Genomic DNA, 14,898 nt, shown 5'->3' on the forward strand with positions numbered 1-14,898 from the left:
TTAGAGGTGGGTTTTGTCCCAGCCTCTTTTTTTGCTAAAAACTATTTCATATGGAGAAATTTCTTTCAAAACCAGGAATTATTATTGTCTAAAAAAAGATTACTACTTTTTGGATTGTTTACTTCTAAATTATTGTTTGATCAAAACACCTTACAAACCCATATTTTACGGTAAATAATTTAGTTTCAAAAAATATTACTCAAAATAGATTTTTCTTTAGCAATTTAAGTATCGGCTTTATAACAATAGCATCCTTTTTTTAGGTACATTTCTTCATAGACTTGTCTTTTTTAAATACATTTATTATAGGAATACTGCCACTGTAGTTGAACAAAAGAACCTCGCCTTGGCAATCCCTTCTCCTTTTACTCTTACCCCCGTTACCAATCTATTAGAAAGACACTCACCAAATAACTATCTAAAGAAATGTTTAATAGCATCCATGCGTATCTTATGACTACAATCTTCGCAACAAAAAATTCTATTCCTTTTTTCCTTGAATTGTTTATATTTTAACGAACCTTCGTATACCTTGAATTTTCTTTTACAACTATAACAGAGTATCTCATAGTAAATCATTACTATCCTCCTAAGCGACACATTACGTTTTAGTTGATTTATCGGAGGGTAACCAGTTCTATAGTATATTACTGAAGATATAATATAAGACTGTCTCATTAATTCAATGTTTGTACCCATCAATATGATTTTAATCAACTTATTATTAATCTGTTTTTTCCTACAAATAAATAGTTTTTTCCCTCAAAATTGAATCACAAAAACAATGAAATTCCGTTAAAGTAAACTAGCATATTTTAACTAGTTAAATTACAAAAAGTGAAAAATTTCCTCGCCTTTTGTCATATATTGTTTTATTATTGTATTTACGATGGTAAGGAACCTGTAAACAGTTCTATTAACTTATTATATTCATTCTTTATTCCTGCCTTCGATTAAAAAAATGGGGGTTATCTTGATGAAAGCTGTTCTAAAAAACTCTGGTGGAGTGACAAAGCAAGTTAAAGTAGGATTTAGTTGGACTACTTTTTTCTTTGGCTTTTTACCAGCATTATTCCGTGGGGATTTAAAATGGGCTATTATAATGCTTATTATTGAAGCAGTACTCGGTTCATTTACTCTCGGAATTGGTTCTTTTGTTACCGGTATTGTGTTTTCCTTTGTATACAATAAAATATACATAAAGGAACTAATTGAAAAAGGCTACCAACCCGCTAATGACGAATCAAGAGCTTTATTAGAAAATAAGCTAATTATTTCTAAGGTTGCATAATGTTAAAAGGCTGACTACTTAAGTCAGCCTTTGATGTTTTCAAAGCATTTTTCTTAAGAATTTCTTGTTCTTTATTATACCATTGCTGTTTATCCTATCCTTCAAGAAAATACTCCTATGTCTAAAATTGAAGATATCGTCATGGTATCATATCTGCCTGTAACAACATAAGTATACCATTATTATAAATCCAAATGGGCTGATCCTTTAATGGACACTTTTAAAGGTGTTACAAATGCCCATGGTGTGATGTCGTATGATAGCCACTCCACCCCGTTAAATAATCAAAACCAACTATTTTATTTAGTTTTAACCGAAAAAGAGCTCGTCTTTTTATCGACGAACTCTCTCTCTTCTATCTTAGCATTTATTAAATATCTGTTTTATGGGTAATAAAATCAAAAAATGCATGTATTATTTCGAGCGACTGAAAGGCTATTAATGACAAAGCAGTCATACTAAAAAACACAATTGGAATTAAACGTATCCACATAATTATTGCCCCCTTAAAAGCTTTCACTTAATATACTAGCCTTTCATTAGAATAAGATGAGAAAGCTATTAATATTAGATAAATGTACCAATTTATTTTACATTAAGTCTCTTTGAAGGAAAAAACCGCCCAATTGGACGGTTTATCGAAACTTACTAGTGAAATTTAATTCTGGCCCTGCTTCATCAAAATTATAATTAAAAGGATCATCCATACATTCTTGTGTTGATTTAACCTTATCAAGATTGTTTTTTACTTTTAAGATGATTCTTCCCTTTTTATTTGATTTTGCTAAAAAGGTTCCTCCTAACTTATCACTATAACCAAAAGCATCTACATTTGCTCTCCTGTATTTAAAGAGAAAATGGCTTGATCAAGGAACCAGGATAATTTTTGTGAACCTTTATTTATTACTTGGGTATCTAAAACCACCACATTGACTGGACTAGTATATTTGTCAGGTTTATATTTCGGATTCCATGTTACTTTATACTTTTGATTTCCATTGGTACAGACGTTTTTATAACATTTAATTTATAGGTTTTAGCTTTTGATGGATTTGGCCTCTAGTCCTTTGAAGTTACTATAAATGTATGGAACTTAGAATCACAGAGTCATACATAATAAAACGACCGCGATTCCCGAAATAAGGATTTTTTTCTTCAATGTTCTTCCTCGTCAATCTTTGTTCCGTTTGCTCTATAAAACTAGTAAATGGTTATCCGGCTAACTACTGCATCGTCTTTACAGTTTTAGCTATCGGCTGTCCAGTACAGGTAGACACCATAGCTTTTTATCCAATTGGGGATATCTTGTTAATAAACTTTCAAATATTTATATTTACTCTTATTCTTTGCTTTATCTTGTGCATAAAGTTTCAGTGAAGCACCTTTTTTCTGCTTACTTATTTTCATTTTATATTTCCCTTTTGAGTCTGCAGTTGTTTTCCCGATACATTTGCTTCCATGATACAGATAGACCCTTGCACCTTTTTCGGCTTTTCCTGAAATACTTGTGGATTTTGTTGTTATTTTACTAGCCGTTGGTACGGAAGGATGTGTTTTATCCACAACCTTAAAAGCTTTCCCTTTACTTTGATTCCCAGCTTTATCGGTTGTATAAGCGGTCAATGTTGTACCAGCTTTTTGCCTGGACTTTATTCTTACTTTGAACGCACCTTTACTGTTTGCGGTCGCTTTTCCGAGAATTATTTTTCCTTTTTTGATGGTGACAATAGATCCAGGTTCGGCCTTCCCTACAATCATTGATTGATTATCCCCAAAGCTTGAAACGATAGGACGAGAAGGAGCTGTTTTGTCAATCACCTTTAATGCTGTTGCACTCTTATTATGTGATGCATCTTCTGCATAGATGGTTAGCACCGTGCCCGCTTTTTGCTTTGCTATTTTGATAATAAAAGAACCTTTGCTATTAGCTTTCCCGCTTCCGATTTTGGTGCTTCCTCTTTTTACGGTAATGAATGCATTCGCTTCTGACGTTCCAGTAACAGTAGTTGTGGCATCACTGACTACGCCAACCTTTGGTTTTGCAGGTGGAGTCTTGTCCATTACCGTTACTGTTGTACCTACGCTCTTATTGTGTGATGCATCTTCCGCATAGATTGTTAGCACCGTGCCCGCTTTTTGTTTTGCTATTTTGATAGCAAAAGAACCTTTGCTGCTTGCTTTCCCGCTTCCGATTTTGGTGCTTCCTCTTTTTATGGTAATGAATGCATTCGCTTCTGACGTTCCAGTAACAGTAGTTGTGGCATCACTGACTACGCCAACCTTTGGTTTTGCAGGTGGAGTCTTGTCCATTACCGTTACTGTTGTACCTACGCTCTTATTGTGTGATGCATCTTCCGCATAGATTGTTAGCACCGTGCCCGCTTTTTGTTTTGCTATTTTGATAGCAAAAGAACCTTTGCTGCTTGCTTTCCCGCTTCCGATTTTGGTGCTTCCTCTTTTTATGGTAATGAATGCATTCGCTTCTGACGTTCCAGTAACAGTAGTTGTGGCATCACTGACTACTCCAACCTTTGGTTTTGCAGGTGGAGTCTTGTCCATTACCGTTACTGTTGTGCCTGCGCTCTTATTGTGTGATGCATCTTCTGCAAAAATTACTAACCTTGTTCCCGCTTTCTGTTTAGAAATAGAAATAATAAATGTTCCATCTGCTTTAGCAGCTCCGGAACGAAGCAAGTTACCGTTCACCATAATAGAAACTGTCGAATATGCTTCAGCCTTACCAGTGACAGATGTATCTTGATCACTCACACCGTTTATAATAGGTGTGGCTGGAGGTGTATTATCATAAACCGTTATAAGCGTTTCTCCGCTCTTATTTCCTTTCGCATCCGTCGCATATATATGTAATTTAGTGCCTGCCTTTTGACTTGGAATTTTTATATTAAAAGAACCAGTAGTGCTTACTACACCTGTTCCTATGTTCGTACCGTTCACAGTAATAATAATCGTATTATTTGGATCTGCAGTACCACTTACATAAGTATCTTTATCACCCACTGAATGGACTAGTGGTTTTGTAGGAATTTCGCTGCCCTTGGATAAAAGTGTATAGGTTACATCCTGTCCTTTATCCTGTGGAACAGAGAAACTTTCTTTAGAGCTTAGGTTTCTTATCACAGCGCCGCCTCCCTTTAAATTCAGCGCTGAACCACTATAAGGTTTCACTTTCACAGAGTCAAAATTTTTATCCCCTTTAAAACCATATAATCCGGAACTTTCCTTCAGGACAAGGGCTGCACGGAAAGCTGTCATAAATTGTCCAAAGGTTAAATTCGGATTAATGTACTTGTGTATAAGGTCTTGCACCGCCAAATAATCATTGTGTGGGTCATTGATTAATTCTTTAAAAATACCATCACCTTGGCCGCATTGATCCTTCAAATATTCCATAAACAAATAGGATAAAGAATAGTTTGCTAGAGTGTCTCCATAATAATCCCAATAGAGCAAGGAATGCCCATTTGTGATGTCCGTATCATTATTATAGTAATCGATGCGATCCTGCAATGCTGCGCCAGAATAGATCTGCTCCGCAGCCATCGCAAGCCCTTCATCCATCCAGGTGTCAGTTTCGTAATTTCCCTGGACAAGAACCTTCTGATTAAAATTAATCATATGCTGAAATTCATGAGCAAGAGTTGAGTACGCTTCTGACACATCCTTTGACGAAGACATGCCCATCAGTGGATATGTATCTATATAAAAGATTTCTGATTGATTGGAATATGAGGTAGTATATAAGTCCTTTGGATCAAAATATCCAGCTACATACCCACCATAACCGCTGAATCCATCTTGAATGTCATAACATAAGATATTCACCTTTCCATTATGATCCACATCAGACGGGTTTCCAAAATTATTCACATCTAATGGATAAATGCGACTATCAAATTCCTTTCCTAATAAAGCAGCTTGGTCTGCATTAATTTCATTATTATTCACCCATACATTTGCGTGTGTTCCACTATAGAGTAAGGTCGCATTAATAGTGGAATAGGCACCAGTATCTGTATTTTGTACATAAAAAGATTTGCTATCCCCTGTTTGATAGTTTGCTTGAATTGACCTCTCACTTCTTTTTACCGTGTTATCTTGATATTTTTCTGCATCAAAAGGGACCACATAGTCTAATTTATATGCTGACTTATTAATGTTTTTACTATAAGCATATTGGTCATTATTAATTTGAAATGACCCTGCGCTTTCTACTTGACTTGATTCAGTAGATTCATTACTTATTAATTCATAATATTGCGAATCACTTTGTTGGGTGGATTCTTGAAAGAATGGATTGGTCACCTTAAAATAAGTAGCTGCAGAATAATAAGTATCTGAGACGCTTCTAAGAATCCCGACTCTCATATAAATATATGGATCATTTTCATAAAGAGATTTATCGACGGAAATTCCCAAATCTAACGTTCCGCCAGCCTCTCCAACATTTGTTGTAAAACTACCTAAATAAGACATATTCCCATTATTATTTGTATAAAACTCCACATTTAAATACGAATCCTGACTAGAGTCATCGTTTCCATGACGAAGAAGTACTTGCAATTTTGTATCGGAGTAATCCGACGTCGACATATATGTAAGATAATGATAACTGCCAACACTATCATGTAAAGGACTAAGAGATTGACCGTTTTGCATAAGTGGATAATCACCTGGATTAAGATAATTTTGATTTCCTATCTTATCTAAATACGGTTTCGTATTTTGCTTGATACTATCATTTACAGTTTTGGATGGCTGCTCATTTTGATAGGTAGAACTTTGGGCAAAAGCTCCTATTGGTACTCCGAATAACAATATAAATGCAAATAATAAGTAAAAAATATTCCTCACTATTTTCATATTGTCCTCCTTTCCTGTCTATCATAATTTTACTCTGATAATGGATTCTTTACTATATTTATAGGGTAAAAAAAGAGTTATCTTGCGCCGAGGTCTTCAAATCTATGGTAGCTCGAGATAATACTCACAAAATGATTACATCAATTTCAAATGAGAAATCCCCTTCTGTGTAACATTTTATTCCGTACTCAAAAGGGATTGTAAGTTTATTACTGTTCAGATGCTACATTATAATTATTTATATACTTAGAAGGATTAATGAAATAGTGATGCTGACCACAGGAACCTATTTATTTTAAATGCATCCTAAAACTTTAACAGGACCCGTTAGATCCTCCTGCATAACAAATTCTATTTCCGGAAGTATCTTTTATAATAAAGGAAACTTTTATACTAGATTTAATCAGCGGTAAATGGGGAAATAATAAAAAATCGAGGTTTCCAATATACTGAATCAGTTTTACGGCCATTCCTATAAAATAAAAAGTCTGCCCCAAATATTCAAAAACGTTTGTATCTATCAGTTTAAGACTTATACATTAATAAGTTAATTACCAAGAGTTGATGGTAACAATGATTTAAAACTGGTTATTAGCACATTAAGACAGAACCTAAGTAAAGTAAGATGTACATATCGATCTCGGCAAGTTGTAAAGAATTACCTCCTATTACCACAAGCTTCTTAAGAAAGTAAGAACTCTCCTATTATGTTCAAAAAAGGGGAATAATTTAGCATGGAAGCCTTTTGGTAGTTTAAAGTGTGAGGTATTGATTTGCATTCAAGAACCTAAGAGATAGTAATTGCGACTATTAATCAATGCATTTATTTTCACCACTAGTGCTTAAAATAAATAAACAACCTTAGTCCTGTAGAATCCAGAATTCTAAAGTTGCTCAAAATATATATGGAATACTTGACACATTTCTTATTTGAACAAATATATAAATACACTTAGCACACGTCAAACTAAAGATAAATTTCTTGAAAGCCTTTCATTCTCCTCTATAACATCTTCTAATATAATTCCTAGAAGTTTTCTTGTAAAATCTTTATAAAATTCCATATTATAGTGTACATAAAACATTCCCCAAGGATGGTCTTCAATAGAGTAATAGTGTTCGTTCCCGTAATCCAATACTCTTACATCATAGTTTTTGATGATGTGGCTTTCCAACCCATTCCACCATTGATTATAAATTGGTACGTTTATATACCTGTGTTTTTTACTACTACTTATTACTTTCATCTTCCCTGTATCCTTCTCAAGATACTCGTCTATAAAGCGAGCCTTATTAATTATGACCTTACAATTAGGAACCTTTTCTCTAAGAAAAGTAAATAATTTTTTAACACCTTGTTTCCAGAGTTCCATATACCACTCTTTTTGGTCAAAGAAAATTAAAAATTCTTCTTGAATATCCAAATACTTATAAAGAGACGTTTGTTGGAATAGCCACTTTTTATTAGTAATATAGCTATTACCTATCCTTTGTACTCCATAATATAAATCTCCATAAAAATCCATAATCAAATAATCAGGTTGATGAAGTTCCATTTCACTAAAAAAACTTTTGCTTAGTTCTGATTTGAAATGTTTAGTATCAAATGGACTTAAATTGTCGATTAATGATTCTTCAAACGGGATCGGATCAGATAATAATGAAATCATAGAGGTTTGATTTTGATGCACAACACATGAATAATAATTTTTGTAGTCTGGAATAAACTTCGAATTAAAACTATCCCTAGATACGCAACTTCCTAAAACTGCAATTTTCTTCATATTTAACCCTCTCTATTTTATAAATTGAATTAAATATAACATATTTTTTCCAATAATTCTTCTACTTTTTTCATTGATAAATCACAGTATTAATAATCACTCTTTTATCCGATTACTTATAAAGTTACTAGTAAACACCTATTTATATCTGTTTTACTAGACATAAAATCAAAAAATGCATGAACAATTTCAAGAGACAGAAGAGTCACTAGCACCAAAGCAGTTAAAGAATAAAAGCGAAGTAAACGTATCCCTAAATTATATTTTCTACTACGTCCACTCTTAGTATCTGTCAAATCCACCATAGTATTGTGTCAATGCAGTCTTTCCAAACACCAGTTTCTTTAGAAAAATTTATAATTTTTTCATCAGTTGTTTGAGAACATTATGTTGAATAGCGTATACCAACACCATTCTACTCGTTACAGAATATTTTCTCCACATAACCACATCGCCTATTTCCCTCTATTTTTATATGCAAAGACTTATTAAAAAAAATAATTGTTAAGTTCTTCTATCCCTTTAACACTTTTAATGATGAATAGAGAAATCACCCATTCTGTTCTCATCTTTCTTTCACTTTTATGTATTCCTTTTATTCATCAGTTTTGTTGATTCAGTATAGAATGTTAGAATTTTTTGTCGGACTGGTTATACGATAGTTATCTGGATATTGTCGGATTTTCATAGGATGTCGGGATTATTGTCTGGGAAATTTTCCGAGCTTTCTTATGAATATCTAGCTGATTTTACAATAAAGTCATTACATTATCCCTTCCTATTTTTCCGTTTTCTTACAAGAGTAATAGGACTTCTTCAAATTCTAATCAGAAAAATTACTTATAAGCATTATCAAGATTGTTACTTTTAGAATTACCATTTTATACTACTAATTTTTGAAACAAATAAAGTTTGAGTTTAAAAGCATAATTTAAAATCCTTCATCTAGCTACATGTTTATATGTATATGAATGTCTATACCCTACCTTCGGTAAATTCGTCGAAAGATAATCATAAATGATTACTTCAGACAACCAATTACAGCATACTCTCTATTGCCATTACTTTAGTTTGCAATCGTTGATTTAATTCCTTGCCTTCTTCTAACCTCTTTGTATTAACTACAAAAATAGAATCTGGCTTTTGGCTCCGTTCTAGATGGACGAACACAGAACCATGCTCCATTTTCAAGAAGTTTTTTAATAAATTCGATTTAGGAACTTGAATTGTTTTCATTGCTCCACTTTGTAAATTAGTCCTTACTTATTTTTGACACTATTCTACTGCTGTCATTTCGAAACCAGTAATTTCTGTTGGCGGAGATTGAATAAATATATTTAATATAGAAGCGATTTCTTCTGTACCCTCTTTTCCATTTAAGGAAGTGACGTAATAATTCAATAAAATCACCTTATCATAAAACTCTAGCAATCCTCCAAATAATGTTTTTCCTTGTGCCTTATAAAGAGCAGCTACTTCCACTGCAAAACAGCGGATTTAACTGCATCTTTATCACGAACAAAGTCACCAATTATATACCATAGCTTTCTTCATACTCAATAAAAAGCCATAAAACGGTGATTACCCTCAAAAGTTAAAGTTTTACTATGCAGCTGATTGGCTGGATTGTGTTCGGTATCCAACTGGACTCAATCCACCCAATTTTTTCAATCATTCATTGCTATAAAAGTGGATATATTCTTCTATTTGACTTTTCAATTCTTCATAGTTTACTAGTTCCCCTATTAGCAGAAAAATTTCAAAAACTATAGATATATAGAAAAAGTAATAACGAAAATAAAAGAGGTTCAGTATGTAATCACACCGAACCCCCCTTTTGTCAATAATACTGATCTTTTTTAGAAGGCTTCTTGAGAACTCGTAAACTGGTATTCTCATCTATAAGCCGCCTACCTTAAATATGACAAGATATAACACTACCTACTTTTATCCTCTAGTACAATCTGGTTTAACTTATGAAGAAATTCTTTATAATAACCAGATTCGTAATGTGCATAGCTTTTTCCAAATGGATGTTTATAGTAACCAATATAGTTCGTATTTCGCATCTCGATAATTTTTACATTCGGTAAAAGATATAAAAAGTAATTTTCTAATCTATCCCAAATATAATTATTTCTTTTAATCAAATTTTTTTCAGGAAATTCAATAATATTATTATTATGATCTTTATACTTATACGTAAGACGTCCTCTATTTAATATGATTTTGTCCTCAGGTATAATAAGCAATAATTTATCTATGAATTTTTTCAAACTCTTCTTCCAAAGTTCTAAATAGTTATTAATATCGTAAGATGAAATTACCTTTTTGCCTTGAAGTTTTTTATAAAAATTAGTTTGTGGAAGAAGATAATTTAACGTTATAAATGAATTTTCATTCATTTGAATAACTTCTCTGCAAGCATCTACATAAAGGTCTATTATTAAATAATCTGGATTAGCCTTATTTAAATTATCAAAAAAACTTTTTTCAAAATCAGTTTTTATATAATTTATGTCAGATTCTTTTAATCCGCTTTGAGTAAAATCCTCTGTATCAAAGTTTACTTTTTCTGAAGCGAGACTGATTATATTAGAATGAAACTGTGTATAAATACAATTATACATTTTTTTGTAAGTAGGGTTAAAATATTCACTTGTATTAAATGCATTCCTACTATAACAAGTACCCATAACAGCAACTTTAGTTACATTTTCACTAGATTTTCTATTTATATTAACCCATATTGAATAATAACCAAACCCGTTGATAAATAATGAAGCACTATGATCTTTTGCAATAAGCTTGGTTTTATATTGGGCGTATAAAGGTAGATCTGTATACCCACCATCTTTATCCTTACATCGTATAAATAAATCCCATATATCTTTTTCTTGAGGATTTCTCACTATTTCATTGAAAGGGACTTCAAAATCAAAGGTACTATTTATTATGTTTATATGTTTTTCAATAATATCATAATACTCAAAGGTAGAACCCGCTTCCCTTCTGTGTTTACTAACTAAACTGTAAGCAGAATAACCATTATTCGGAACCTCTCCTTTGAAGGAAAGAATATTATTGTTTTCCATTACTGAAGTTACTACGGCATTCACCTTATTACGCTTAATACAAAAAGTAATACTCTTATCATTATTTGTAATAGTTTCAACGCTAAAAAGATTATTAGTCATCTTTAAAGATTCAAGTTGATTTTGATTATTCATAATCGGCTTTACAAATATGTTACTTGACTTGTTTTTTATCTTTAAAAACAAATCCCAGTATTCAGAATCATCTACATTATCCTTAAATAAATGATTGATACTTTTTTCAAAAATACCAGATTCATCGTTATTAATAGTTTCAAGATCAATTATATCTGTATAATTAAATATATCTTTACATTCTCGTTTTCTAAGACATATTGTACAATCCGTACTCTTAATTTCTAATTCATTTGAATCTATTTCTATTTTCCCATTAATTTTGCTATCTATTAGTGACATATTATTTACAGATACATTAATAATCACCGGCCTTAAAAATAAAGCAAGAGTTTTGGAACCTTTTGTGATATATGGTACAATTTTAAACAAATTATTGCTTTTTAAAAAATAATAAGGATATTTATTTTCAGAATGCTCCTTAAAGGATACACCTATTTTACTGATTCTGTTTGTCAAAAAACAATCCCACATTATCTCTTTATCTTCTAAATTCATAGTTTCGATAATGTCTTCAATATTTAGGGAAATCTTTAACAATTCCCCCTCCTTATTGCATTTGAAATATTTCCCTTCGTATAATCCCAATCTACTACTATCTTGTCTTTTTTGCCATAATAATTCGACATTTCCCCCGAAGGTATTATCCTCAATTTCCAAATTAATATCTCCTGTAGCGGCATTATAAATAAATGTTTTCAATTCAACTGTCATTTTCTGCCCCGACCCCTATTTTTAATTAATGTTATTTATCTCAACCTGAAGAAAGATTTTAAACCTTTCTTTCACTACCATCATTCATTCCAGCTAGTATGTATTCTTTAGACCATTTTTAAATTTAATGTAATATACTTTGTATTCATATAAAATACATTTTTTAACAAGTAAAAAGTATAAACTATATGACATTTTATTAAATTCATTACACACTTAGTAAATTATAGCATTTTTTTAAGTTCAGAGAAAATATTAAAGGTATAAATAACTAGGTTCAAAATACTATATATGAAGATATTATAAATACTTTCTGTTTACAAATGACTATTCTTGTATGTCTTTTTACATAATAACTAATATAATACATTCTTACCCCATATTGCATTATTTATGTCCTTTGTAACTCTAAGAACGATTAATAAATTATCATCATGCACAGTACCTACTGTAATGTAAACAACGAAGTATAGAAAAAAATAATAAATCATTTAAATATAAATAGTTGTTTATTATCTACAACAGAGTCTAAACACAAAATATATTAATCCCTAACTATTAAATTGTTTAAACTACTTTTTAAAAACCTTTCTGATATAATTTAATTGTTAATTTCAATCTATTATTGGAGATGTAAGAGTTTGAGAGCTTTTATTAAAATTACTATTATAAGTTTAATTTTAATTGCATGTATTATAATTTTATTGATTTATAATAAATCTCATAAAATTAGTACCAATAAGTCAATAAATATGTTTAAACTTAATTACAAAATAATACAAGTGAATTTTCCAAGTAATAGTGATCCAACCCAGCAAATACAACAGGCCTTAAACACAGCAAAAAATTCTCGACAACCTATTAAAGTTTTAATTCCAGAAGGAAATTTTGTTTTAACACATGCCTTGCATATATATTCAAATACATGGCTTTGTTTATCTCCTACAACTACTTTTTTAAAATCATACAATAATAAAGAAAGTATGCTTCTAAATGGAGACACAGGCGCAAATTATTATAAATATAATGGTAATTCCAATATTATAATAGACGGTGGTATTTGGGATGCAAATGGTATTTTTACTCCGTCAGTTATTGGTATTTCCCATGGCAAAAATATAATTGTTCAAAATATTACTGTAAAGGATGTTATGGCCGGACACGCTATTGACTGTGCCGGAAATAAAGAAGTAGAGATACGTAACAATAAATTTCTCGGTTATAAAAAGGTTAAGAATGAATTGTATCCAGAAGCTATTCAAATAGATGGACTAGTTTCTAAAAGAGTTTTTACAGGATTCGGCAATATTGATTTTACTGTATCCAAAAATATAAATATCCATAATAATTATTTTGGAAATTCTTATTTACCTGGCATGCTTCCATGGGGGGTTGGTGTTGGAAGTCACACCGCTTCATATCAAAGTCCTTTTGTTAAAATTAATATTAAGAATAACGTATTTGAAGGCATGACTTTCACAGCAGTAAGAATCCATAATTGGCAAGATATAAATATAGAAAATAATTATTTTAGATCGTGCAATCAAGGTATCCAAATAGATACAAAGGATATAACTTACAGCCCTAATAATCCAAATTCTCCCAAACTAAATAAACTAGTTATTTCAAACATAAATATTTTAGAAAATCAATTTAATAATATAAAACAATATGCTATTAAACTTTTGGGAAATTATGATGAATATCAAAAATATATTATATCTAGAAATAATGTGTTCATTAACTCAAAACAAGAATTTTGACACTTGGTTATGATTAATGAAATAGTACTGCATTATGCTTTTCCTTCTTTTTTAATGAATATTCTTAACCATTTGCTCTTTTTTAGAATGATGAAAATAGTTTAAAGGTATAATACTTCAAAAAACTTGATTATAGGAACGTGTTATCTATCATAAAAAGTGGCTGCTTTGGTCTAACAATTTGACATTTTTCTTTTGATCAGGAGTTGAATATTTTAAATTTTACCGGTAATGAACATTTAGCTTTTAGAATAAAAATGGACCTTTTATGTTGATATCTACTAAACTTGCTTCGCAAATCAGCACACTGCTAATAAAATGGAGAAATCAAAAACTAATTAAAAGCTGTAAAGGTGGATATACTAGTGTAACTGTTTTTAGTAAAGTATTAAATGCTTGGGGTATTATATAACAATAGAATGAAAGGGTTCATAACAATAGAGGCATAGTATATAGATTTGTCTAAGATTTCCCATGAGTATGTTTTATTTATATTTGGAATGACTTTATACCAAGACATTATCGAAAATTTTTAAGTATTGTATTAGATTATGTTTCAAAATCAAAAAGTCAATGTCAAAGATACTAATGCTAGGTAGAGCTTCTGCTTTTATTCATCATTAAGCTTCAACTCCCCTGAATAACAAGTATATAAATCGGAGTTAGAATAAAACCAAAAATTATTGAGTATTTAAAACAATATTTTAAAGCAAGCATTTAAAGAGTTTCAAAAGCCCTTTAAAATGCTTGCACAATATCAAAATGAACTTTTTTCCTATACTCTAGCTAGTTCACCTTTTATTTGAGAAGTCGATATTCCTTCTGTACGGGGTAAGTATACTACCTCACATAATTTTTTTAAGGAATCAAATTTCCCTTCCCAATCATTCCCCATTACAAAAATATCTATATTGTATTTAGAAATGTCATTTTCTTTTTGTTCCCAATTATGTTCTGGAATAACCTCATCCACATAGCGAATTGCCTCTAACATGAGTTTTCTATGTTCAAAACTATGATATGATTTTTTACCCTTTAATTGATTAAATTCCTCTGATGAAATAGCTACAATTAAGTAATCCCCTAATGCTTTAGCACGTTTTAAGAGATTAATATGACCCCAATGTAGCAAATCAAAAGTTCCATACGTTATAACCTTTTTCATACTTATCTCTCCGGGCTTTAAAATTATTATATAACTAATTGGTATGTCAACACTAAACTAGACAACTTTT

The 14,898-nt window shown here is 31.1% G+C and carries 10 protein-coding genes; 2 read left to right on the plus strand and 8 right to left on the minus strand.

The window, feature by feature from the left end:
• Nucleotides 1–414: 414 nt before the first annotated feature.
• Nucleotides 415–579 (minus strand): DUF2197 domain-containing protein, encoded by a 165-nt coding sequence (locus CWO92_RS26215; RefSeq protein WP_101356714.1) that lies wholly within the window; start codon nucleotides 577–579, stop codon nucleotides 415–417.
• A gap of 397 nt (nucleotides 580–976) precedes the next feature.
• Here CWO92_RS26215 and CWO92_RS24040 point away from each other — a divergent pair, with 397 nt between their 5' ends.
• The gene (locus CWO92_RS24040) at nucleotides 977–1,291 is read left to right on the plus strand and encodes a hypothetical protein (protein WP_101356715.1); all 315 of its coding nucleotides are present in this window, start codon (nucleotides 977–979) and stop codon (nucleotides 1,289–1,291) included.
• 370 nt (nucleotides 1,292–1,661) lie between these two features.
• On the opposite strand, the gene CWO92_RS26430 is transcribed toward CWO92_RS24040, so the two are convergent.
• The 6 genes from CWO92_RS26430 to CWO92_RS24065 form a co-directional block, all read right to left on the minus strand.
• On the minus strand, nucleotides 1,662–1,784 hold the full coding sequence (locus tag CWO92_RS26430) for a hypothetical protein (protein WP_268877625.1): 123 nt from the start codon (nucleotides 1,782–1,784) through the stop codon (nucleotides 1,662–1,664).
• A gap of 815 nt (nucleotides 1,785–2,599) precedes the next feature.
• The gene (locus CWO92_RS24045; protein ID WP_106426833.1) at nucleotides 2,600–6,172 is read right to left on the minus strand and encodes an Ig-like domain-containing protein; all 3,573 of its coding nucleotides are present in this window, start codon (nucleotides 6,170–6,172) and stop codon (nucleotides 2,600–2,602) included.
• Between the two features lie 962 nt (nucleotides 6,173–7,134).
• Nucleotides 7,135–7,956: a DUF6270 domain-containing protein gene (locus CWO92_RS24050; RefSeq protein WP_101356716.1), complete on the minus strand. Its 822-nt coding sequence runs from the start codon at nucleotides 7,954–7,956 to the stop codon at nucleotides 7,135–7,137.
• Nucleotides 7,957–8,994: 1,038 nt separating this feature from the next.
• Nucleotides 8,995–9,192: a hypothetical protein gene (locus tag CWO92_RS26715; protein WP_235851672.1), complete on the minus strand. Its 198-nt coding sequence runs from the start codon at nucleotides 9,190–9,192 to the stop codon at nucleotides 8,995–8,997.
• A 39-nt stretch (nucleotides 9,193–9,231) separates the two neighbouring features.
• Nucleotides 9,232–9,438 carry a hypothetical protein gene (locus CWO92_RS24060; protein WP_101356717.1) on the minus strand — a complete coding sequence of 69 codons (207 nt, stop codon included), beginning with the start codon at nucleotides 9,436–9,438 and terminating at the stop codon, nucleotides 9,232–9,234.
• Nucleotides 9,439–9,893: 455 nt separating this feature from the next.
• A complete protein-coding gene (locus tag CWO92_RS24065; RefSeq protein ID WP_101356718.1) occupies nucleotides 9,894–11,900 on the minus strand; it encodes a DUF6270 domain-containing protein in 2,007 nt (668 codons plus the stop codon).
• Between the two features lie 641 nt (nucleotides 11,901–12,541).
• Here CWO92_RS24065 and CWO92_RS24070 point away from each other — a divergent pair.
• The gene (locus CWO92_RS24070; protein ID WP_101356719.1) at nucleotides 12,542–13,663 is read left to right on the plus strand and encodes a hypothetical protein; all 1,122 of its coding nucleotides are present in this window, start codon (nucleotides 12,542–12,544) and stop codon (nucleotides 13,661–13,663) included.
• A gap of 775 nt (nucleotides 13,664–14,438) precedes the next feature.
• Here the strand turns inward: CWO92_RS24070 and tagD are convergent.
• Nucleotides 14,439–14,828 (minus strand): glycerol-3-phosphate cytidylyltransferase, encoded by a 390-nt coding sequence (gene tagD / locus CWO92_RS24075; RefSeq protein WP_101356720.1) that lies wholly within the window; start codon nucleotides 14,826–14,828, stop codon nucleotides 14,439–14,441.
• Nucleotides 14,829–14,898: the final 70 nt, after the last annotated feature.

Source organism: Heyndrickxia camelliae (assembly GCF_002844575.1).
GTDB classification, from domain to species: Bacteria; Bacillota; Bacilli; order Bacillales; family Bacillaceae_C; genus Margalitia; species Margalitia camelliae.

What these genes read in the sequence shown, in the direction of transcription:
- CWO92_RS26215 (WP_101356714.1), bottom strand. Translation starts at nt 579, where the DNA reads ATGATTTACTATGAGATACTCTGTTATAGTTGTAAAAGAAAATTCAAG.
- CWO92_RS24040 (WP_101356715.1), top strand. Translation starts at nt 977, where the DNA reads ATGAAAGCTGTTCTAAAAAACTCTGGTGGAGTGACAAAGCAAGTTAAA.
- CWO92_RS26430 (WP_268877625.1), bottom strand. Translation starts at nt 1,784, where the DNA reads ATGTGGATACGTTTAATTCCAATTGTGTTTTTTAGTATGACTGCTTTG.
- CWO92_RS24045 (WP_106426833.1), bottom strand. Translation starts at nt 6,172, where the DNA reads ATGAAAATAGTGAGGAATATTTTTTACTTATTATTTGCATTTATATTG.
- CWO92_RS24050 (WP_101356716.1), bottom strand. Translation starts at nt 7,956, where the DNA reads ATGAAGAAAATTGCAGTTTTAGGAAGTTGCGTATCTAGGGATAGTTTT.
- CWO92_RS26715 (WP_235851672.1), bottom strand. Translation starts at nt 9,192, where the DNA reads ATGAAAACAATTCAAGTTCCTAAATCGAATTTATTAAAAAACTTCTTG.
- CWO92_RS24065 (WP_101356718.1), bottom strand. Translation starts at nt 11,900, where the DNA reads ATGACAGTTGAATTGAAAACATTTATTTATAATGCCGCTACAGGAGAT.
- tagD (WP_101356720.1), bottom strand. Translation starts at nt 14,828, where the DNA reads ATGAAAAAGGTTATAACGTATGGAACTTTTGATTTGCTACATTGGGGT.